This window comes from Pseudomonas synxantha (assembly GCF_900105675.1).
Taxonomy (GTDB): domain Bacteria; phylum Pseudomonadota; class Gammaproteobacteria; order Pseudomonadales; family Pseudomonadaceae; genus Aquipseudomonas; species Aquipseudomonas synxantha.
Map to the genome: position 1 here is coordinate 4,232,056 of NZ_LT629786.1, position 21,863 is coordinate 4,253,918.

General features: G+C 59.2%; 14 protein-coding genes. 8 read left to right on the forward strand and 6 right to left on the reverse strand.

From position 1 onward, the window contains the following. Positions 1 to 6: 6 nt before the first annotated feature. Positions 7 to 1,326, reverse strand: coding sequence for a response regulator c-di-GMP phosphodiesterase, NosR family (nosR, locus tag BLU48_RS19740; RefSeq protein ID WP_057021419.1), 1,320 nt, complete (start codon positions 1,324 to 1,326; stop codon positions 7 to 9). Positions 1,327 to 1,556: 230 nt separating this feature from the next. Here nosR and BLU48_RS19745 point away from each other — a divergent pair, with 230 nt between their 5' ends. The 4 genes from BLU48_RS19745 to BLU48_RS19760 are packed head-to-tail and all read left to right on the forward strand — an operon-like array spanning position 1,557 to position 7,624. Beyond that, positions 1,557 to 3,431 carry a putative bifunctional diguanylate cyclase/phosphodiesterase gene (locus BLU48_RS19745; RefSeq protein WP_057021420.1) on the forward strand — a complete coding sequence of 625 codons (1,875 nt, stop codon included), beginning with the start codon at positions 1,557 to 1,559 and terminating at the stop codon, positions 3,429 to 3,431. 25 nt (positions 3,432 to 3,456) lie between these two features. Beyond that, a complete protein-coding gene (locus BLU48_RS19750; protein ID WP_057021421.1) occupies positions 3,457 to 4,425 on the forward strand; it encodes a cytochrome-c peroxidase in 969 nt (322 codons plus the stop codon). Continuing rightward, complete coding sequence (locus tag BLU48_RS19755) at positions 4,422 to 6,248, forward strand: DAHL domain-containing protein (RefSeq protein WP_231988978.1); 1,827 nt, start codon at positions 4,422 to 4,424, stop codon at positions 6,246 to 6,248. The genes BLU48_RS19750 and BLU48_RS19755 overlap by 4 nt, the downstream gene beginning before the upstream one ends. Further along, on the forward strand, positions 6,245 to 7,624 hold the full coding sequence (locus BLU48_RS19760) for an ATP-binding protein (RefSeq protein ID WP_057021423.1): 1,380 nt from the start codon (positions 6,245 to 6,247) through the stop codon (positions 7,622 to 7,624). Before BLU48_RS19755 ends, BLU48_RS19760 begins: the two co-directional genes overlap by 4 nt. Before the next feature lie 20 nt (positions 7,625 to 7,644). Here the strand turns inward: BLU48_RS19760 and BLU48_RS19765 are convergent, their stop codons facing one another. Both BLU48_RS19765 and BLU48_RS19770 read right to left on the reverse strand, forming a co-directional pair. Then, positions 7,645 to 7,917, reverse strand: a complete 273-nt coding sequence (locus tag BLU48_RS19765) for a type B 50S ribosomal protein L31 (RefSeq protein WP_016970719.1) — start codon at positions 7,915 to 7,917, stop codon at positions 7,645 to 7,647. Positions 7,918 to 8,132: 215 nt separating this feature from the next. After that, on the reverse strand, positions 8,133 to 8,996 hold the full coding sequence (locus BLU48_RS19770) for a hypothetical protein (RefSeq protein ID WP_231988979.1): 864 nt from the start codon (positions 8,994 to 8,996) through the stop codon (positions 8,133 to 8,135). A 274-nt stretch (positions 8,997 to 9,270) separates the two neighbouring features. On the opposite strand from BLU48_RS19770, the gene BLU48_RS19775 reads away from it, so the two are divergent. The 4 genes from BLU48_RS19775 (at position 9,271) to BLU48_RS19790 (ending at position 12,808) form a co-directional block, all read left to right on the forward strand. After that, entirely contained in the window at positions 9,271 to 10,890 is a 1,620-nt protein-coding gene (locus tag BLU48_RS19775; protein ID WP_043050135.1) for an FMN-binding glutamate synthase family protein, read from the forward strand. 11 nt (positions 10,891 to 10,901) lie between these two features. Beyond that, positions 10,902 to 11,186: a putative quinol monooxygenase gene (locus tag BLU48_RS19780; RefSeq protein ID WP_057021425.1), complete on the forward strand. Its 285-nt coding sequence runs from the start codon at positions 10,902 to 10,904 to the stop codon at positions 11,184 to 11,186. 62 nt (positions 11,187 to 11,248) lie between these two features. Continuing rightward, positions 11,249 to 11,545, forward strand: coding sequence for a cupin domain-containing protein (locus BLU48_RS19785; protein ID WP_057021426.1), 297 nt, complete (start codon positions 11,249 to 11,251; stop codon positions 11,543 to 11,545). Between the two features lie 132 nt (positions 11,546 to 11,677). After that, positions 11,678 to 12,808, forward strand: coding sequence for an OpgC family protein (locus BLU48_RS19790; protein ID WP_057021427.1), 1,131 nt, complete (start codon positions 11,678 to 11,680; stop codon positions 12,806 to 12,808). A 146-nt stretch (positions 12,809 to 12,954) separates the two neighbouring features. On the opposite strand, the gene BLU48_RS19795 is transcribed toward BLU48_RS19790, so the two are convergent. From BLU48_RS19795 to BLU48_RS19805, 3 genes are all read right to left on the reverse strand, one after another. After that, positions 12,955 to 18,114, reverse strand: a complete 5,160-nt coding sequence (locus BLU48_RS19795; protein ID WP_057021428.1) for a dermonecrotic toxin domain-containing protein — start codon at positions 18,112 to 18,114, stop codon at positions 12,955 to 12,957. Positions 18,115 to 18,224: 110 nt separating this feature from the next. Continuing rightward, positions 18,225 to 20,243 carry a M3 family metallopeptidase gene (locus BLU48_RS19800; protein ID WP_057021429.1) on the reverse strand — a complete coding sequence of 673 codons (2,019 nt, stop codon included), beginning with the start codon at positions 20,241 to 20,243 and terminating at the stop codon, positions 18,225 to 18,227. A gap of 146 nt (positions 20,244 to 20,389) precedes the next feature. Further along, positions 20,390 to 21,811 carry an amino acid permease gene (locus BLU48_RS19805; RefSeq protein ID WP_057021430.1) on the reverse strand — a complete coding sequence of 474 codons (1,422 nt, stop codon included), beginning with the start codon at positions 21,809 to 21,811 and terminating at the stop codon, positions 20,390 to 20,392. Between the last annotated feature and the right edge of the window lie 52 nt (positions 21,812 to 21,863).

A 21,863-nucleotide genomic window follows, 5' to 3' on the forward strand; every position in this document is an offset into this window, starting at 1 on the left:
AAACCGTTACGGCAGGGGCAGCGGCGGCACTTCATCGGGCACCCGGATAAACACACTGTACTTGGCGCCCTCCATGGCTTCGAATGCGATCAGCTTGTCCACCAGTGGCAGGTTCAGTACCTTGCCGGCATTAAGCAACAACATGCCATTGTCGGCATTGAGGTTGCGCGCCAGGACCATGCCCTCGGCGAGTTCGCGAGTACTCATGACCTTGACGTTGGGGTCGCCCAGGGTCACGTCGCTGAGAAACGTGGCGCAGGCCAGCACGAAAGACTCGACCATTTGCGGGTCGTAAAGGCGCCCGGCGTACTTGCGGATATACAGCAGCGCTTCGTCACTGTTCAAATGCCGCTCGAGGATCAGGCCTTTTTGCAGCTCGATGAAGTCCACCGCCAGTTTCAGCAGGCGCGAACCGGCGGGGATCGCCTCGCCCTTGAGGTGATCGGGAAAGCCGCTGCCGTCCCAGCGCTCCTGGTGATGACGAATGATACGCGCGGCATCCTTCATCGGTTCCAGGGTCATCAACAGCGACTCGCTCTGCGTCGGGTACTCGCGGTACAGCCCGCGGTCGGTACTGTGCAGTCTGTCCGATGGCGCGATCATCATGCTGTCGGTCCAGCTCAACTTGCCGATGTTGTACAACGCGGCGGCCATGGTCAGGTCGCGGGTACTGGCTTCGTCCATGGCCTGGCTGGCGCAGTACACGCGGATCAGCTCGATCAGGGCGCGGTTGGTCTGCTTGTCCTTGGGTAAGCGCAGGTTGGCCAGCAACGAGAACACTTCGGTGCCGGTCACGTAGCTGCGCTTGAGCTCGTCGTAGGCCAGGTCGAGCATGTCGGCGGTCTGCTGCAATTCAGCGGTACGCGCCACCACGCGTTTTTCCAGCGTAGCGTTGAGTACCTTGAGCTGCTCGTTCTGCCCGTGGGCCAGGCGTTGCAAGCGTTGATGCTCGAGGACTTGCTGCAACACCAGCGGCAGCTCCTCATCATTCCAGGGTTTGCTGATGTAGCGGTGGATCTGCCCGTCGTTGATTGCCTTGATGATGGTGGTCACGTCAGCGTAGCCGGTCAGCAGGATACGACCGGTGGCGGGATACAGACGATGCACCTCGGCCAACAGCGTTGCCCCATCCATGCCGGGCATGCGTGCATCGCTCATCACCAGGTCAATGGGCCGAGCGGCCATGATCTCGAGGGCCTGGGCACCACTGGTCGCCAACACCACGTCGTAGGGCTGGCCGCGCAGCAGGCGGCGCAGGCTGTTGAGAATCGACTCTTCATCGTCCACAAGCAGCACAGCCGGCTTGGTAGCGAGTGGTTCATCCATGGTAACTCTGCCTTTAATAAAACCAAGTTGGGCTACATTGAGCCGTTGTATCGTGCCGTGCTCCGTCGCTGACGGGCCTCATACAGCAATCGCTGTTGATTTGACGCCAACTGGCCGTCGATATCAAGGGAGCTCGACTATGCTGTCATAGTCAGTTCGCGCCCCGCTCGAGCGAGGACCAGGGAAGGAAGCGTTATGCTATCAAGCCGTTTGCCACTACCGAGCACATCATGAACGCCAAGGCTGCGCGGGCCAACCGCCGCATTCTGATCGTGGATGACACCGCCTCGATCCACCAGGACTTTCGCAAGATCCTGTGTGCCGATCAACAGGGTGAGCAAACCCTCGACAGCCTGGAGTCCACCCTCTTTGGCACAACTGCGCCGGTGCGCCTGGGCTTCGAGCTTGATTCCGCCTACCAGGGCGAGGAAGCACTGGCGCTGGTGAACACAGCCCTGGCCGCCAATGCCCCCTACGCCATGGTATTTATCGATATGCGCATGCCCCCTGGCTGGGATGGCCTGCAAACCATCGAACAGCTGTGGAAGGCCGACCCCAACCTGCAAATCGCCTTGTGCACCGCCTATTCGGACTATTCCTTCGAAGCCATCGAAGCGCGGTTGAAATACGACGACCAGTTGCTGATCCTGAAAAAGCCCTTCGACCCCCTGGAAATCCGCCAGATGGCCAGCGCCCTGACCTGGAAATGGCAGCTGGCCCAGGATGTAGCCCTCAAGGTGATCGGCCTGGAACGCACCATCGAGGAACGTGTGCAGGAGTTGCTCAAGGTCTCGCATTTGTTGCAATACGACGCGCTCACAGCCCTGCCCAACAGCACATTGCTGGGTGACCGGCTGACCCAGGCGATCGCCTTGGGCCGGCGGCACGACACACAACTGGCGGTGATGTTCCTCGGGCTCGACCGCTTCAAGCGCATCAACAACGCCCTGGGTTACCCGGTGGGCGACGAACTGCTGCAGCAGGTCAGCCAAAGCCTGGCGACGACGGTGCGGGCCTCCGACTCGGTGTTTCGCTATGGCTCCGATGAGTTCGTGATCCTGCTCAACGACATCCAGCATCCCCAGCAAACCCAGCATATTGCGCAGAAGGTGCTCAAGGCGGTCAGCGTGACTCGCCACGTGGCGGGGCATGACCTGAGCATCACCGCCAGCCTGGGGATCAGTATTTGCCCCAATGACAGCGCCCATGCGGTGGCGTTGATCAAGCATGCGGAAACTGCCATGCACACCAGCAAGGAGCGTGGCCCGAACGACTTCAGTTTCTACACCGAAGACATGAACCGGCGCGCCCAGCACCAGCAACACCTGGAAAGCGCGCTGCGCCAGGCCCTGGAGCGGGATGAATTCACCCTGCACTACCAACCCAAGCTGGCGCTGAAAACCGGGCGCATCGTCGGTGCCGAAGCGCTGGCCCGCTGGTTCCAGCCGCGTGCAGGCTGGATCAGCCCGGCGGACTTCATTCCGGTTGCCGAAGACAGTGGGCTGATCGTGCGCCTGACCCAATGGGTGTTGCGCCAGGCTTGCGAACAAGCCCAGGCATGGCGGGCCATGGGCCTGCCGCCCTTGCCGATCTCGGTGAATATCTCGGCCATCGACTTCCGCCAGCGCGACTTTGTTGACAACCTGGCCGCCATCCTCCAGCACACCGGCCTGCCACCTACCCTGCTGGAACTGGAGATCACCGAAAGCGTACTGATGCAAAACGTCGACGCCACTGTGGATAGGTTGCACCGGATCAAGGCCATGGGCGTACGCCTGGCCCTGGATGATTTCGGCACCGGCTACTCCAGCCTCAGCTACCTGCGGCGCTTTCCCATCGACGTGCTGAAAATCGACCAGTCCTTCGTGCGCGGCCTGAGTGTAAATAGCCAGGACGCACAGCTGATCAGCGCTATCATCGGCATGGGCAAGAGCCTGGAGCTGAACATCATCGCCGAAGGCGTGGAAACCGTTGAACAGTTGAAATTCCTGCAAGCCCAGCAGTGCGAGGAAGGCCAGGGTTTTCTCTTCAGCAAGGCATTGCCGGCCGAGGACTTCGCCCAGTTGCTGCAAGCGGGTGGCGCAACACTGATGCCCGATCAATAACCCAATGCTTGCAAGGAGTGCCTGCTTGAGCAATGTCTCGATTTACCGCCTCGGCCTGATGTGGGTGCTGGGGGCGGGCCTAGCGGTGCCGTTGATGGCCGCACCGCTGGACGAAGCGCTCAAGCCCCTGCCGGCCATTGCGGTACTTGACCCGGCCAAAGTCGAACTGGGCCGCCAACTGTTCAATGAGCCACGGCTGTCGGTCAACAACACGCTGTCCTGCGCCAGCTGTCACCACCTGGAAACCAGTGGTGCCGATGACAAAGCCTTCTCCCTGGGCTTTGACGGCAAGCCGGTGTCCCTCAACACGCCCACCGTGTTCAACGCCAGCCTTAATTTCAAGCAGTTCTGGGATGGACGGGTCAATACCCTGCAAGCGCAGGTCGAACACGTAGTAATCAGTCCGGTGGAAATGGGCAGTGACTGGAAAACCGTGGTGCAGAACCTGTCCTCCCTGCCCGTCTACCAGAACGCGTTCAAGCAGGCGTACGCCGACGGCGTCACCGCAGCCAATGTGCAAGACGCCCTGGCCACCTATGAGCGTACGCTGCTGACCCCCAACTCGCGGTTTGACCAGTACCTGCTGGGTAATACCGAGATTTTGACGATCCAGGAAAAGTACGGCTACCAGCGCTTCAAGGACTACGGGTGCATCGCCTGCCACCAGGGGGTGAATATCGGCGGCAACATGTTCCAGAAATTCGGCGTGATGGGCGACTATTTCAAGGCCCGCGGCAACCCGCTGGAATCGGACCTGGGCCGCTATCTGGTGACCCAGGATGAAGAAGACCGGCATGTGTTCAAGGTACCCAGCCTGCGCAATGTGGCGGTCACCGCGCCGTACTTCCACGACGCCTCGGCCAAGACCCTGGAGGAGGCCGTCGACGTGATGTTCAAATACCAGCTGGGACGCACGCCGAGCCAGGAAGACAAGGACCTGATCATCCAGTTCCTCAAGACCTTGACCGGCGAATGGGCGGGCAAGCCACTATGAGCCGCTCGTCACGCGTGTCACGACGCCGCATCAGCCAGATGCTCTTGGGCTTGATAACCCTGCTGCTGGTTTCGACGCTGGTGTTTCTGTACCTCAAGTCCTCCCGCGACCAGACGGCCAGTTATACCCAGTCACGGGACCTGATCCGCCAGCTCCAGCAGCTCAATGCCCAGTGGGACAGCGAAGTGCTCAAGGCGCGAATTGCGATTACCCACAACTACGATCCTCTGGTCACGCCGCTGGCGGAAATGACGCGTCTATGGGCTGACCTGCAGAGCCGCGACACCTATCACAATCCGGTCGACCTGCCGCGTTGGCGCAGCAGCCAGGAAGCCTATCAGGCCGCCATCCAGGAAAAAGCGCGATTGGTGGACCAGTTCAAATCCCACAACGCGGTATTGCGCAACTCCCTGGCCTTTCTGCCGACGGCCGAAGACGATATCCAGGCCCAATTCAATGAAATTGACGATGAAGGCCGGCTGCGCCTGCAAGGCGTGGCCACCGACACCTACGACCTGCTGCTCAGCAGCCTGGAGTTTGCCCAGGTTACCAGCGACGAGCGCGCTGCCGATATCCTGGTAGGCCTGGGCAAGCTGGCGATCAACAAGGAGAGCCTGCCCAGCGACTTCCAGGCGCCGGTGGAGATCCTCAGCAATCACATCTCGCTGATCCTGCGCGAGCAGCCGCTGGTCAACAGCCTGCTTGAGCGGATTGCCGCGGTCCCGGTAGCCGAACGCCTGGACGAGCTGACCACCCACCTCAACCAGGACCAGCAAACGGCCGATCTGGTTGATCATCAATACCATCGCTACCTGTTGGTATTCTCGACCTTGCTGGTGGTGTTGCTGCTCTACCTGGCGATGCGCCTGCTGCGCAGTTTCGCCGAGATCAACCGGGTCAATCGTGCCTTGCAGGCGGCCAACGAAACCCTGGAGCAACGGGTGGAACGCCGCACCCAACAGCTCAAGGATGCCCAGAGCGAACTGATGGACAGCGCCCGCCAGGCCGGCATGGCCGAGATCGCCACCAACGTGCTGCACAATGTCGGCAACGTGCTCAACAGCGTGAATATCTCCGCCGACCTGGTCACGCGCACATTGCGCAATAGCAAGGCACAGGGCCTGGGCAAGGCCATGCAATTGCTCAACGAGCACCCCGACGACCTGGCTACCTTCCTTACAGAGGATGCCAAAGGCAAATTGCTGCCGGGCTATTTGAACCAACTGGTGGACGCGATTGCACTTGAACAGCAAGGCATGGCCGACGAGCTGACGCAATTGAGCAAGAGCGTCGACCACATCAAGGACATCGTCTCGACCCAACAGTCCTATGCGGGGGCTTCATCATTGCTCGAACCCGTCGACATCGGTGCCCTGATGGACGACGCCTTGCGCATGAACGCCGGCGCCCTGAGCCGTCATCACGTCACCGTGGTCAAGGAGTACGCGCAGGTGCCGCAGATTCTCGGCGACAAGCACCGGCTGCTGCTGATCATGGTCAACCTGATCAGCAACGCCAAGTACGCCATGACCGGCCTCAGCGACCGGCCACGCCAGATGACCCTGACGGTGCTGCCGGGGGCTGACGACACCTTGAAGATCAGCGTGAAGGATGACGGCGAAGGGATACCGCCCGAAAACATGATCCGGATCTTCACCCACGGCTTTACCACGCGCAAGGAAGGCCATGGCTTCGGCCTGCACAGCTGCGCCCTGGCGGCCGTGGAAATGAATGGCCAGCTCAGCGCCCACAGCGACGGGCCGGGCCGTGGTGCTGTGTTTACCTTGACCATCCCTCTCACTCACGCCGGAACAACCCCATGAACAAACCGCCCAACCGGCGCGTCCTGCTGATTGATGACACGCCGTCCATCCATGACGATTTTCGCAAGATCCTGATGCCGGCGGTGGAATCCAACCAAGCGTTGGACGCTATGGAGTCAGCCCTGTTTGGTGAAACCGCCAAACCTCAGGCCCAGGCGTTCGAGCTGCATTCGGCCTATGGCGGCGAAGAAGGCCTGGGCTTGCTGACCACCGCCATGGCCGAAAAACGCCCCTATGCCTTGGCCTTTGTCGACATGCGCATGCCCCAGGGCTGGGACGGTGCCCGCACGATTGAAGAATTGTGGAAAGTCGCCCCCGACCTGCAAGTGGTGGTGTGTACCGCGTACTCCGATTACTCCTGGGAAGACCTGCTGTTTCGCCTGCATGCCCACGAGCGCTTGCTGATCCTGAAAAAACCCTTCGACAACATTGAAGTCCAGCAAATGGCCAACACCCTGGCCAACAAATGGGACATGGCCCGCCGTGCCTCCCTGCAAACCGAGCAGCTGGAGCAACTGGTGGCACAGCGCACCCAGGCGCTGCAACTGGAAATCGACGAGCGCAAGCTGTTGGAAAGCCAACTGGTGCAATCGGAGAAACTCGCCTCATTGGGGCAACTCGCAGCCGGAGTCGCCCATGAGATCAACAACCCGGTAGGCTTCATTTCCTCCAACCTCAGTACCCTCGACAGTTACTTCAATCGACTGCAGCAGATGCTCGAGGCCTACCAGCACAGCGAAGCGTTCATTACGGCGCAGGACCAGCGCGATCAACTCCTGGCACTGCGCACGACGCTGGAGTTGGACTTTCTCAGGGAGGACATTCCGATCCTGATACGCGAATCCAAGGAGGGCATTGGCCGCGTGGTACAGATCGTCAAGGACCTGAAGAATTTCTCACGAGTGGATAACGACCAGACCTGGCAGTTCGCCAACTTGCAGCACGGCATCGATTCAACATTGAATATTGTCGCCAGCGAACTCAAGTACAAGGCCGACGTGATCAAGCACTATGCGCCCTTGCCAGACATCGAATGCCTGGTCTCGCAGCTCAATCAGGTAGTGATGAACCTGGTGATCAACGCAGCCCAAGCCATGGGCCCGGAGCGTGGCACCATTACCATCAGCAACGGCGTGGAAGGCGAGAACGTCTGGCTGGAAGTGGCCGACAACGGCTGTGGGATTGCGCCTGAAACCGTGCAGAAGATCTTCGACCCGTTTTTCACCACCAAGCCGGTGGGCGAAGGTACGGGGTTGGGGCTGTCACTGTCCTATGGCATCGTCAAGAAACACCGCGGCGATATTTGCGTCAGCAGTGAACTGGGCAAGGGCACGACCTTTCGGGTGGTACTGCCGATTCGGCAGACGGCGGCGTAGGGCACGCCGCCGAATCATGCTCAAGCGTCAGCCTTTTTTGGACTCGAACCAAAGGATGCAAAGCGCTTGTTGAACCCGGCAATCCGGCCTTCGGCCTGGGTCTTGCGCTGCTGGCCGGTGTAAATCGGGTGCGACGCGCTGGACACGTCCAACGGGATGTAGGGATAGGTGTTGCCATCGCTGTGTTTGTGGGTGCGGTCGCTGTCGGCGGTGGAGCCGATCAGGAAGAACACATCGGCGGCAGTGTCGTGGAACAGCACGGTGCGATAGTCAGGGTGGATACCAGCTTTCATAAGGCCTCCGGGGCGTCTGGGTGTAATTTGAGTGTTATACAGTAACACAAGAAAACACACCCAAACGAGAACCTATTGCAATAATGGTAGACCGCAAAGCTCTAAGGGCTCCCTGGAACCTGTGACCCACGAAACCCGCAGGCCCGTTTCTGCCCGTCAAACGCCGGGGTCCAAGCCGATTTCATGGGAGCCCCCAGCCGCTTGACCCGACGGCCTTAACTGCGCACAGCATCCAATGCTGACTTGACCACCTGCGGCGTGGACTCGTTGTTGCGCACCGTATCGGCATAGCCTTGGGCGATGCCCTTGAAGTCACCACTCACAGCGCTGGCAAGGGCCTTATCGAAACCATCAGCTCGGGTTTTGTCAAAACCGGCCTTGGCCCCCTCGATAGCCCCGTCTATCCCCGGTTCCGAGTTGCTGATCCCATTGAAAACATTGCTGAGACCCGGGATGAACCAGGTTTTCTTTCCAACTTCACCCGCGAACCACTGCAGGTCACTTTTGACCGTACCGTCCTTCTTGACATAGTTGTCTTTGGTCGAATCCAGGCGGTGGTCATCGCGCAGTGCGGTATAACCCTGCTCCGTAAAGTCCTTCCACATGCCTGCCGGCGTACCACGCCTGGCATCGCCGCTGCTGGTGATACCTTCGAGTTCGCCATTATCGTGAGCTTTGCCACGATGTTCACCGTTAGCCGATAAGGATGTATCAATGTAGTTGAGCACCCGCGCGGCGTTGAATGCGGCATCGGCTCGTGCCTCCGGGTCTTTGTTGTTAATCGTCCAGTCCCCCAAACGTCGGTAGGCCCATTCACGATTGATATCTTTCTGATGACCAAGGTTCTTGAGGATCGGATTGTCGGCGATGATCTGTTCCGCGGAACGGTTATCACCCGAAGGGCGGCCCGTGGCGAAATTCGGTTTTCGCCGCACATCCTGTTCGGGCTTCTCGATACCTTCCATCAGTTTGCGCTCTTGGGCGATATGCGCAGCAGCCATTTCCTCATGATCATCGGCTAAGTAATCTGAAGCGTTAAAGATACTTCCACTAGCACCAACATTGCTCAATGTAGTCATACAAAAATCACTTGTTCTAGTCGTTATAAACTCCGTCTTGAAAAATGCGTCCTTGGCCTACCAGCGCGATCTGGTCACACCCAGATGCCGAACCAGGTGCCTAAAGAGTGGTAACGCTGCAGTCATCGGTTCCTCTATGACGTTGATAGATATTTTTTACTGTACAAAGATTCGCACGCACAAATACGCGACGGGAAGATCAACCTTGTCCGTGCTTTATCGACAGGCGCAGAATGGGTAATCGACCTTCAGAGTTGAAACCAAGGAAAACCGTATGAGTCTGTCTTTGTTAAGCCGTTACGCCTTCTTTGCCGTGTGCGTCATTTTCACCCTCGCCAGCCTCCCTTTTATCGAACATGAATGGCTGTGGCCCATCACCCTGGTCACCGGCATCCTCAGCCTGATCGGTATTTTCGACCTGCTGCAAAGCCCCCACGCGGTGCGCCGCAACTACCCGATCCTGGGCAATATCCGTTACCTGGTGGAAGGTATCCGCCCGGAAATCCGCCAGTACCTGCTGGAGTCCGACAGCGACGCCCTGCCCTTCTCCCGGGCACAGCGTTCACTGGTGTACTCGCGTGCCAAGAACGAAACGGCGGACAAGCCCTTCGGCACCTTGATTGACGTGTACCAGTCGGGCTTCGAATTTATCGGCCACTCCATGCGCCCGGCGCCGTTGAGTGACCCCAGTGCCTTTCGCGTGATGGTCGGCGGCCCACAGTGCACGCAGCCGTACTCGGCGTCGGTGTTCAATATCTCGGCGATGAGCTTTGGCTCGTTGAGTGCCAACGCGATTCGCGCCCTCAACCAGGGCGCCAAGCTCGGCAATTTTGCCCATGACACCGGTGAAGGCAGCATCAGCCCCTACCATCGCGAAAACGGCGGCGACCTGACCTGGGAACTGGGCAGCGGGTACTTCGGCTGCCGCACCAGCGACGGTCGTTTTGACCCGGAACGCTTCGCCGTGCAGGCGCAGAACCCGCAAGTGCGCATGATTGAAATCAAGATGAGCCAGGGCGCGAAGCCCGGCCATGGCGGGATTCTGCCCAAGCACAAGGTCACCCAGGAAATCGCTGATACCCGCGGCATCATGATGGGCGAAGACTGCATCTCGCCATCGCGGCACAGTGCGTTTTCCACGCCAATCGAGCTGATGCAGTTCATCGCCCAGTTGCGTGAACTGTCCGGCGGCAAGCCGGTAGGCTTCAAGTTTTGCCTGGGCCACCCCTGGGAATTCATGGGCATCGCCAAGGCCATGCTCGAAACAGGCATCCTCCCGGACTTTATCGTGGTCGATGGCAAGGAAGGCGGGACCGGCGCCGCGCCGGTGGAGTTCACCGACCATATCGGCGTGCCGCTGCGTGAGGGCCTGCTGTTTGTGCACAACACCCTGGTGGGGCTGAACCTGCGCGACAAGATCAAGCTTGGCGCCAGCGGCAAGATCGTCAGCGCCTTCGATATCGCCAGCGTCCTGGCCATCGGCGCCGACTGGGCCAACTCGGCGCGCGGCTTCATGTTCGCCATCGGCTGCATCCAGTCGCAAAGCTGCCACACCAACAAATGTCCGACCGGCGTCGCCACCCAGGACCCACTGCGCCAACGCGCCCTGGTGGTGCCAGACAAAGCCCAGCGCGTGTTCAACTTCCACCGCAACACCCTGCACGCCTTGGCGGAAATGCTCGCCGCTGCCGGCCTGGATCATCCCTCGCAGTTGTCGGCCAAGCACCTGGTGCGGCGCATGTCGGCGACCGAGATCAAGCTGTTCTCGCAGTTGCATGTGTTCTTGAAACCCGGTGAATTGCTCACCGGCGAAGTGAACGGTGAGTTCTATTCACGCATGTGGCAAATGGCACGAGCGGATAGTTTTGAACCCCATGAAGTCGCCGCTGCCTGAGGACGCCCGCCATGTTGAAAGTCATCGCCGAGGATTTCATCCGGCCTGAACACCTGGAGACTGTGCGCCCGTGGTACGCAGAACTGGTGGAAAAAACCCGCCAGGAACCGCTGTGCATCGCCTACGATCTGTTCGTTGACCAGAAAGACCCGGGACACTTTATTTTTATCGAACAATGGCCCGATCAGGCGGCGCTGGATGCGCACTTCCAGACCGAGCACTTCAAACGGTTGGTGCCGCAGATCAACGCCTATCAGGCCGAGCCGTGCAGGTTCTTGTTGATGGACGCTTTCTGAAAATACCCATTTACCCGCTGAACCGGACCACCGACGGCATCGTTGAAAACAAGGAGACTCACATGCCGTTATTGGACTTCGTCGCCATCGCCGAGCAATTGCCTGAAAGCTGGAAATCCACCGGCCTGGGCCAGGTCGGCTCAGCGCGGATCAAGGTGTTACGCATGGATGGGCAGGCGTATGAAGAAGAAACCCATGATTACAACGAAGGACTGCTGGTAGTCAGCGGCCTGTTGCGCTTGAGCATCGCCGACAAGAAGATCCGAGTGGGTGCCGGCCAGATGTACCTTGTCGAAGCGGGTACTGCTCATGCCGTGCTGCCCGGTAGCGAAGGCACGCTGGTCATCATTGATGTCTAGAGACATCCAGTAATATCCACCCTTTGCATTTGCTTACAAATACCGCCAACCTGCGCCCGCCCGATGTGCGGCGTACGACAACCCGCGCACTCACCTATCGTCATTCAACAACTTGTTCAAGAGCCCGCTGCCATGCTGAACGGACGCGACCCGCGCATCGATTTTTTTCGGGGCCTGGCGTTGATCTTCATTTTCTGGGATCACGTGCCCCACAACCCGCTCGGCTTGATCACCTTGCGTAACTTCGGCTTCAGCGACGCGGCGGAAGTCTTCGTATTTCTCGCCGGCTTCGCCTCGGTACTGGCCTACGGCAAAGTCCTGCAGCGCGAGGGCTACTGGATGGCCTGCCTGAAGATCCTGCGGCGCACCTGGGTGCTGTACGTGGTGCATATCTTCCTGCTGGCACTGTTGATGGGCATTGTGTTCTTCGCCAACAGCCATGTGGAAACCCGTGACCTGGTGGCGGAGATGGGCCTGACGCACTTCGTCACCCACCCGCAGCAAGCGCTGACCGATGAGCTGCTGCTGCGCTTCAAGCCCAACCTGATGGACCCGTTGCCGCTGTACATCGTCTTGCTTGCCGGTTTGTCCGTGGTGCTGCCACTGATGGTGCGCGCTACCTGGGCGGTGGTGGGCGTTTCGCTGGTGGTGTACCTGCTGGCACCGTGGATGGGCTGGAACCTGCGGGCGATCGCCGATGGCGTGTGGTATTTCAATCCCGTCACCTGGCAATTGCTGTTTGTGCTGGGAGGCGCCGCGGCGATCTACAGCCAGCGCACCCGAGAGCCAGAGAAGCGCCCCTTGCAGCGTCAGCCGCTGTTTGTCGCAGCGGCGCTGTACGTGCTGGTGGCTGGCGTGATCACGCTGTCGTGGCTCTGGCCTGAAGTCCATGACGCAGTGATGCCGGCCGCGCTCAGCAACCTGCTGTACCCCATCAGCAAGACCGACCTGTCGCCGGTGCGCCTTGTGCATTTCCTTGCCCTGGCCTATGTCACCGCTAAGCTGCTGCCCGAACGGGGCTGGACGCAAAACCCGCTGGCCGAGCGCGTCTGCCAGATGGGCCGCTATTCACTCGAGGTATTTTGCCTGGGTGTGGTGCTGGCGCCGCTGGCAGATATGCTCAATGCCCTGGCGGGTGACGCCATGGCCATGCAGTTGCTCACCGCCCTGGTCGGCGTGGTGCTGATGTCGGCCCTCGCAGTCTGGCTGGAGTTCAACAAACGCCTCAATCAGGCGCCGCGCGAAACGACGCAAAATAGGTAACCGCCGGCACCCACCAAGTGCTTCCTTCTGCCTTCCACCTTACGGTGAAAGGAACAGCACTTGGCTACCCATCTACTGCTCAACGGACTGTCGGATAACCTGCAGCCCCCGACTTCACTCGACGTGATGTCAATGAGGTTTGCGCATCAACGAGCATCGCTGGTTGGACTTATAGGCATGGCTTTTCGACGTCCCAAGAGTGTAATCAAGTAGGCGACGGAGTCGGCGTTGTTGAGCACTACAATGATGCGTTTCAACGGATCACTGCGGAAAGCTCGCCGGGCATCGCTGAGGGTTTGCGTGCCCGTGGCGGCGAGCAGCCGGTTGAGAACAGGCGCCGTTGACGTGCCCTGGGCTGGATCTGCTTTGAGACCGGTGGCGATGTCCACAACCTGGAACAATTCAGGGGTCGGGGTATTGAGCGACAGTCGCGAAAGCTGGCGGTTTTCGAGCACCCGTTTAGTGCTGATGCCGTCATGGGTCTGAGGGTCAATCAAGTCATGGAAGGGATGGGTGGAATGCACGTAGGCCAAGTCCAAGGTCTCACATTCGTGATGAGAGATTTCGTGAATGAGCGTCGTCGCACGCGCATGAACGTTGACATAAAACGGTTTGATCAACAGACGACTGTATTTCAAGCCTGGGTTAAAAAAAGACTCGGTCAGGTACAGCAATTGAAGAGGGTCAGGGACGATCGTGAAGGCCATCACTTTATAAGTGCCCGTGAGCGCCGGCATTCGTGAGCGGCCGATGACAAATCGTGTTGAGTTCGGCGAGGTCAATGAGGGCTCCAGTAACGCGTTGCACACCTTGTCGACGACCTCCTGGATTTTTTCAAGTTGCTGGACCTCGAGAACCTGCAAGCCAAAAAACAGTTTGATCTGTTTGGCCAGTTCAGTCTCGGCATGGGGTGTTTGCAGGAGCAGGCGTACGTTCTCCTGGGCGTTCCTGGCATAGAACGTCGCCATTGCCAGTGCCTCGGTGATCATCAATGATTCTTGCGCGTAAAGCGCGCGGATATCGCGCATGCCAATGGCCAATATATTCATATTGGGCCGTGCAAAGGGCTCCGAGTAGAAGCGATTGGTCAATCGTGCAACCGCTCTGCGGCCGGTCAGCAATGGGTCACTGCTACTGAGCATCCACTGTTGTCGCGTGTTGCTATGCACCAAGGGGCCAATTTCTGCATCGCCGGTAATGTGCCAACCCAGGCCGAGCTTGATAACCCGGAAGACTTTGCCTGCCACGGCTGCGTAGTAGTGATTGGAAGCGGACCGGTAAAGGTTGAGGGCGGTGTCTTTAACCAGGCTGGCCAAGGTTGGCTCAAGGACTTCGAAACGTTGTAGCCGGGTGCGTTGCGCCGCGGTTATATCCAGTGCGGGCCAGGACACCACAGCCGTTGCAGAGTCAGGAGACGCCGGGGAGCTGTCGCTTTCTGGCACGGCGGGCCTGGAGCGGCGCAGGCTGGCCATCAGGGCAACGCCTGCGATGAAATGCCCAAGTGCCTCATGCCAGTTTTGGCTTTGCAGGTCATCGGCACTGTCTTTGAACAGCTTGAAGCTCTGCCAGACGATCAGGGGGTAAGCCAACTTACCCGGAATGAACGCGCTGGCAGCCTGTACACCCGCTGAAAACACGGCCTTGACCGTCTCCCAGGAGGCCTGCGCATTGGCTTTTTTCTGGCAACCCAGCAAGCGCGTCAGCAGCTCGGTATTATCGAAGTACAGCTGTTTGAACAGCGGCACGTTGATGGCGTTGTAAGCCAGTTTTACCCCTGTGCCTTGGAGGGCGTCTGTCAGCGTGGCCTGGTCGACTGCCGGGACCACCTGCAACACCCAACTCTTCAAGGCGCCTGGCGATGTCAGTTCAGCAACGAGCCCGGCCTCATCCGGATATTCCTTGAGGGTGTGGCCAGGGCTATAAGGCGCATAGAGAACTAGAGGCGTCTTGTCAGCACCGGCACGACTGATCAAGTACACCCCAGGCACCTTGAGGATGTTCTTCCCGGCATCGATCAGCACTTGCAGCGCACAGATGCTGGCACTGGCATCCACTACGTTCGCTCGGGCAGTCGCATCCGGCATATCCATGATCTGCTGGATAAGCCCGAAGGTCGTTGGTGACAGCTGGCCTTGCAATGTCAGGCTGTGAGCGTATTGCATCAGTTGCCAAGGCAATTGCTTGGCGAACCGCGTAGAGCGTTGCACGAAGTCCGGACTGGCGGCGCCCAGGCGTAACTCGATGTAAGTCCTATAGGCCTCGTTGATCTTCAGCGCCTTGATGCGATTGCCCAGTGTCTGCGAGTCCAGGGTGGCGGGCAGCGTCGTTGCGCCGGTACCGGCAAAGAATGGCACCTCATCGTTCCAATATGATTGATGACTCAGTGCATACTCCAGCAGCGACTGGTTACGGGCAGGCGTATTGCCCTGAGCCGGCAGGCCCACTTCGATTTCATCCGGGGTTACGCTGTTGCGGTCATCCAACGCCGCCAGCAATGCGCTGAGCCGGTTGCGCGTGAACTGAGCCAGCGAGTCAATCCCGTGCAGGAAATCGCGGTTGTCGCTGACATTATTTCGATACTGCTCTAACAGTTCGGCATAGAGCTGTTGATCGACGGCACTGGCTTGGCCCAACCACTGCAGGCCATGCTGCACGATCATGGACCGGACCATGTCCGTGGCTCGTCGCACATTGGTGGGCGCCAGGTTTCGCGTGACTCGAACCTGCCACAGCTTACGCAGCTGCTGGGCCGACAGCTGCATCGAGAGAATTTGCGCCAGTTCAAGGTCTTTTTGCCCGGCATAGGTTCGTTGCACATGTTCAACGAGGTTGTCTTCGATCAGCTCAAGGGAACTGAGTGCATAGGTCGGATAGGACTGCCAGTCCGCTCGGGCCAGATTCTCCAGAAAAACCTGACGTTCGGCCGGATCTGCCAGGCGTTGATCCACCGCGGCTTTAAACTGGCTTAATGAACGGAAACCTTCCAGCCCCAACGCAGGCGTCCATAACAGAATGCGCCCCGAATATCGCGGGTCCAGCCCGCCGCGCTCGGTCAACACGAAACAGTTATTGAGAGCCTGCGAGGTCGTTTGCCCAATGATCTTCACCTTCATGTAAAACGCATCAGGACGGAACCCGTTGACACTCAGGCGCAGGTCCCGGGCGTAGATCCCCAGCACACTCGAGAGCACTTCGTAGTCGGTCGGTAACAAAGCGTTGTTCCAGAGCCTGAGCTGCATTTGCGCGATCAGGCCCATCTCCATGGCTTTTCTCAGCACCGGCTCCATGTTGGGGTACAGGCTGTGGGTCCGACGCAAATACTGGGTAAAACCACCCATGGCCGTTTCGATCAGGTGATTGAAGGTCTTGACCTCCAAGCCGGAGATTTTGGTGGCCGCGTTGTCAGGTGCGGTTGAATAGAGCTGGGTGTCCGGCGAGTCGGTAAGTGGGCCTGCTTCACCACATAAGCGCGCCAGGAAATGCTCGACCATGCTGCTCGATGACACTAGCTGAGGTTGTTCGGTGGCACTCGAGGGACGGCTGTAATACCGCACCGACAGGCACGCAGCCTGCAGGTGCGCAAGCTTGAGGCTGTGCAGTTTGGTATTCAGATAAGTAATGGCCGAGCGTTCCAGCGAAGGTCGCGAAGATCGTTGCTGCTCGATTTCGGCAGCGACATTTTCGAGCAAATGCACCGTGGTGCGCATCGCCAGGAGCGTTGGTGGAATCCTCGGTTGCAGCGCACTCGCCGTCCAGCTGGCCGCCAACTGCGTACTCCAGCGCCCCATGGGTTCGAGGGTCAATAGTGCTGGATCAACCATGCCGCGCACATCCAGCACATGGTCGACCACCGCGTCGAGGTCCAGGGTGCCCTGGCTCAGACGATACTGGTCCAGCGCATATCCAAGGTTGCGTCCTTGCTTTTGAATGATGCCTTCCAGGAGGCTTTGGAAAATGCCCCCGGTGATGGGCGCGGGGGCGATGTCGCTGGTTTGCAGGTCGGCTTCGCTGCAGCGTTCCGGCCTGGACAGATAGTTTCTCCAGGCAGTGGGATGCTGCAAGGGGTCCAGGTGACCGAGAAGGTGGGCTTTGAGTGAGTCCAGCTCGGTAAACGGTTGTAAGCCAAGATGAGGGCTATAGAGCAGCCAGAGTGATGCCTCGCCGCTTTTGTCATGGCGGATAATCAAAGTGCTGGCCAGCTCGGTCGAGGGCTGTCGCGGCCCCTCCAGCAGGGCTTTATCGATCGCCAGGGCGGGCGCGATGGTGATCGCGCCAGGGTCGGCCTTGAGCGGCAGCGCCTGCAGTTGCAGACGCTGCTCAGGCGAAATGATGCCTTGCTGTTGTTGATCCAGCAGGGCGATGAGAAACCCATGGAACATCGCTTGAATAAACAACTGCTGTCGCGTCATTCCGGTCGAAGCCGGTTGCTGCCAGAACAACTTGGGCTGTTGCAGCATGTATGCGCTGAGCCCCTGGGCCAGCCCTTGGACTGAGGTTTCCCAGCGCAACTGATCATCGGCGCCCTGAGTCAACCGCTGGGGGTTGGAGTAATGGCGGGTTTCTCCTCTTGGCCAGCCATTGGCGACGAAATACATCAGCACGGTTTCATGCAGGGAACGCATGGTGGTGTGTCGGGACGCTGGCGTCTCGGTGCCACCCGAGAAGCCGGAAGTATCGACGTGGGTGCTCTGCACTTGCGTCTGGCGCTGGTCGATACCTGCGAAGGACTGGGCCATTTGCGCGGCGATGTATTCATCCAGCAAAGACGTGAAACTGGGTAGTTTGAGCAGTTCCTCGCGCAACAGGCGGGCATTTTCAAGCCGGTTGTTGGCAAGGGTCGCTTGCTGTGCTTCAAAGACAGCCCCAGCCACGGTTTGGGTGGAAATACTCAGGCTCGTCACCGACGCCAGCTGCGCTTGCTGGGCAATGGACAGATAATCAAGCAACGGCTGGCGCTGCACCGGATCCTTCAGCCAGGTTGCCAATTGGGTATTGAGCGCCCCACGGCTTTCCAGCTTTTCCAGGCCTCGAGCAGGTGTGTAGAGAAATACCCCTGCGCCTGGGGCGGGGCTCATGACAAACGCGCCCGCCAGTTCAATCGGCTGTTTATCGGGTACGCTCAGGTGCAGGGTTTGCACATGCATCGGCGCTTTTTGTGCCTGGCGCAAGGCATCAGTGGCCAGATAGACAGTGTCGAGCCAGTCGAGGTCCTGGAGCGTGAAGTGGCGCGTGCTTTGGCGCGCGGTCAATTGTGTACGGTCGGTCTGGGTTTCGCGGAAAAAATACGGAAGGTTATCGCTAGCCATCAAGTGCGCTCCATGCAGGCCTGGCTGCTGGATAAACAGCCATGAGTGATCCGGGAGGATCACTCTGGCAGTTCAGGCTTGCACCGATGCGCTATATATACAACGAAGCGTCATGCCTTGGAGTGCTCGGCGCAGGAGTCGCCTTCACCCCGAAAAAGCGCCAGTGACTTTAACAATGTGCCGGTGTCCCCTTGAGTGATGAACGCTTCACGAAAGGCTTTCCCGGTCTCCGGGTTGAACAGCCCGTCACGCTCGAACCGTTCAAATGCCTGCCTGGCCAGGACACCCGACCACCTGTAGGAGTAGGCGTTGGCACCGTAGTCGATAAGCTGTTCAAAGCTATTGAGTGGACGAGCGCCAGCCGGCCATTGCAAATGCCCGACTTGCGCGTTGCATTGGCTGAAAACCTCATGGGGTGTGCGTCCGTCACCGTGAGTGCGGTGCAACTCGAAGTCGACCAGGCTTGTGAGCAAAACCCTGGCGGTTTCCTGACTGGTCTGGGTGTGAATCAACCGGCTGATTTTGGTGGCCATGTCGTCAGGCAGAGGTTCTCCCGTCTGGAAATGGCTCGAGAGCCAGATCAGGAACGAGGGTGTAAAGCAGAACTGCTCCAAGACCTGACTGACGAACTCCGACGCGTCACGGCTCAGTTGTTCAATACTGGAGATTGCCCGGTAAGGCGCCGAGGTCAACAGGTGCTGCAGGCAGTGGCCGAACTCGTGTAGCAAGACCCGCAGCTGTAAATGACCCATCAAGCAAGGATGGGTCTTGGTCGGGGCCGGCATCTGGGTACGCAGCACCGCCATGGGCAGTTTTGGTCGTCCTTCAGCCGTCATTCGGTGGCTTCGTAGACTGGATGTGAAGCCAAACCCCGCCGCCTCACTGCGGCGATAAGGGTCAATGAACAAATGCCCGATCGGCTCTGCGTACTCCCTGAGCTCAAATACCCGCACATCCGGGTGCCAGGTATCGACCGTGGCCTGTTCGATCAAATCGACGCCGAACAGAGTCTTGGCGAACGCGCATAGCCTTTGCAGTACCCACTCAAATGGGAAGTAGTTGCCCACGGTTTGCTGGGAGATGCCCGCCAGATCCTGACGGATTTTTTCCGCGAAATAATCGTGGTCCCAGGGCTCCAACACATCGATACCGCGTTGCGCGGCATAGTTTTGCAGTTGCTGTGCCTCGTGGGTAAACGTTGTGCGTGCCAGGTCGATCTGTTGGTGAATAAATGCGCTGACCTGCTCCGTCGTGCCTGCCATCTGCTCCACCAGTGCCAGTTGGGCGAAATTGGCATGACCCAGCAGCTGCGCTTTCTGATGACGACTATAGAGCAGCGCTGTCAGCACCTGTTCATTGTCATTGGCAATCGCATCCGGGCCGCGGTCCACTGCACGGCTGTAGTAAGCGAGCATGATTTCCTTACGCAAGCCTCGATGATCGGCGTATGTCATCACCTCGCGAAAGGACTGCTCCGACAGGGTCAATAACCAGCCTTGCAGACCGGCCGCCGTAGCCGCGGCCGCCATGCGTGCCTGAGCTGAATCAGGCAATCCGCTCAACAATGACGCGTCCAGGATGTGCTTGCGCCATGCATCGTTTGCGTTTTTCACGCGGTCCAGGAATGCCTGGCTGAAGACGTCGATGTCTTGGTTCAACGCACTGAGCTGTAGCTGCTTGTCCGGTGACAGCTCAAGGCCGGCCACGCGGTACTTGCGCAGCTTTTTTTGCAGCGCGCCTTGGCGTTGCTCACTGAACAGCGCGGCGATCGGGCTGGCGGCCAGTTGTCGGTGAAGCCGATACAGGTCGCTATTGCCTGCCAGCTCGGCTTTGTACTGGGTTGCCATCGCTTGACTACGCGTTGATGCCTGCTGCCAGGCCAACCCTTGGGGGACGGAGTCAAGCAGCGTAAGGACATGCACAAAACCCTCCAGGCGCGCTTCCAGTTCATCCACGGCCAGCACCAGGTCATCCCAGGTGGGAAAGGCTGCCTGACTGGCAATAATCGAAGCGGTGGCACTGCGGCACTCGGTGATGATCTGCTGAATGGCGGGCAGCAGGTGGTGCGCCTGGATCGCTGAAAACGGCGGCCGATCATAGGGCAGCAGCAGGGGATTACTGTCGGGCATGGGGTCACTCTTTAAAAAATGGCAGTCGAAGCAGCCAGCCTAAAGAGTGAATAACCGCAGGGAGGAATAGATAGGTAGGGGCACCGACACGCAAATGTGGCGCCCCTTAAGGCGCCACGTTTGCGTGCACAGGCGCGCTCAGTAGCTCATGGCTGCTTGAGCGCCGCACCGTTGCCTGCGTTGGTCGGCTGCAACCTGAACACGTAGAACAGCACCGTCAGCAGCACCAGGAACACCGGGCCGACGTACAGCGCAATGCGGGTGTCCGGGAAGTACGCCATCAGGCCCACCACCAAAACCAGGAATGCCAGGGCCAGGTAGGAACTGACCGGGTACAGCCACATGCGGTATTTCAGGGCTTTCTGTTCGGCCGGGCTCAGGCCCTTGCGGAACTTGAGCTGGGCCAGCAGGATCATCACCCAGGTCCAGATCGCGCCGAAGGTGGCGATCGAGGTCACCCAGACAAAGACTTTTTCCGGCACCAGGTAGTTGAGCAGTACCCCCAGCAGCAAGGCAAAGATCGACAGCAGCAAGGCCTTGCGCGGTACGCCGTTGCTGGAGGTGGTGCCGAAGGTCGCCGGCGCCTGGCCGTTCTGCGCCAGGCTGTAGAGCATGCGCCCGGTGCTGAAGATGCCACCATTACAGGACGACAGCGCGGCGGTGATCACCACGAAGTTGATGATGCCGGCGGCGGTCTTGATACCCAGGCGCTCGAAAGTCATCACAAAGGGGCTGCCCTGGGTGCCGATTTCGTTCCACGGGTAGATCGACAGGATCACGAACAAGGCGCCCACATAGAACAGCAGGATGCGCCAGAACACCGAGCCGATGGCATTCGGGATGGTCTTCTGCGGGTTCTTCGCTTCACCGGCGGTGAGGCCGATCATCTCCACGCCCAGGTAGGCGAACATCACCATTTGCAGGGACATCAGCACGCCCTGCACGCCATTGGGCAGGAAACCGCCGTGGGCCCACAGGTTGGAGATGCCCAGTGCCACGCCGTCATTGCCGAAGCCAAAGGCGATGATGCCGACGCCGCCGATCACCATGGCAATGATGGTGACAATCTTGATCAACGCGAACCAGAACTCGAACTCACCGAACGCCTTGACCGCGATCAGGTTGATGGTGCCCATGCTGATCAGTGCCGCCAGGGCCCAGATCCAGCGCGGTGTGTCGGGGAACCAGACGCCCATGTACACGGCGACGGCGGTGATTTCCGCGACACAGGTCACCAGCCACAGGAACCAGTAGTTCCAGCCGGTGAGAAAGCCTGCCAACGGGCCGAGGTAGTCCTGGGCATAACGGCTGAACGAACCGGCGACGGGATTGTGCACCGCCATTTCGCCCAGGGCGCGCATGATCACCAGAATCGCCAGGCCGCCAATGATGTAGGAGAGCATGATCGCCGGGCCGGCCATTTCGATGGCCTTGGCCGAGCCGAGGAACAGGCCGACACCGATACAGGCGCCGAGGGCCATCAGGCGAATATGCCGTTCACCGAGTTCACGTTTGAGCGGGCCGCCTTGAGCGGTCTCGCCATGGGGCAGTGGGTTGCCGACGGGCATAAAGGTACAACCTCATTTTGTTATTGGATTAGCCACCGAGCCTCAGGTGTAT

Coding starts and splice junctions, on each gene's coding strand:
- BLU48_RS19800 (WP_057021429.1), bottom strand. CDS start 20,243: ATGCCCGACAGTAATCCCCTGCTGCTGCCCTATGATCGGCCGCCGTTT.
- BLU48_RS19775 (WP_043050135.1), top strand. CDS start 9,271: ATGAGTCTGTCTTTGTTAAGCCGTTACGCCTTCTTTGCCGTGTGCGTC.
- BLU48_RS19795 (WP_057021428.1), bottom strand. CDS start 18,114: ATGGCTAGCGATAACCTTCCGTATTTTTTCCGCGAAACCCAGACCGAC.
- BLU48_RS19755 (WP_231988978.1), top strand. CDS start 4,422: ATGAGCCGCTCGTCACGCGTGTCACGACGCCGCATCAGCCAGATGCTC.
- BLU48_RS19770 (WP_231988979.1), bottom strand. CDS start 8,996: ATGACTACATTGAGCAATGTTGGTGCTAGTGGAAGTATCTTTAACGCT.
- BLU48_RS19790 (WP_057021427.1), top strand. CDS start 11,678: ATGCTGAACGGACGCGACCCGCGCATCGATTTTTTTCGGGGCCTGGCG.
- BLU48_RS19745 (WP_057021420.1), top strand. CDS start 1,557: ATGAACGCCAAGGCTGCGCGGGCCAACCGCCGCATTCTGATCGTGGAT.
- BLU48_RS19805 (WP_057021430.1), bottom strand. CDS start 21,811: ATGCCCGTCGGCAACCCACTGCCCCATGGCGAGACCGCTCAAGGCGGC.
- nosR (WP_057021419.1), bottom strand. CDS start 1,326: ATGGATGAACCACTCGCTACCAAGCCGGCTGTGCTGCTTGTGGACGAT.
- BLU48_RS19785 (WP_057021426.1), top strand. CDS start 11,249: ATGCCGTTATTGGACTTCGTCGCCATCGCCGAGCAATTGCCTGAAAGC.
- BLU48_RS19780 (WP_057021425.1), top strand. CDS start 10,902: ATGTTGAAAGTCATCGCCGAGGATTTCATCCGGCCTGAACACCTGGAG.
- BLU48_RS19765 (WP_016970719.1), bottom strand. CDS start 7,917: ATGAAAGCTGGTATCCACCCTGACTATCGCACCGTGCTGTTCCACGAC.
- BLU48_RS19760 (WP_057021423.1), top strand. CDS start 6,245: ATGAACAAACCGCCCAACCGGCGCGTCCTGCTGATTGATGACACGCCG.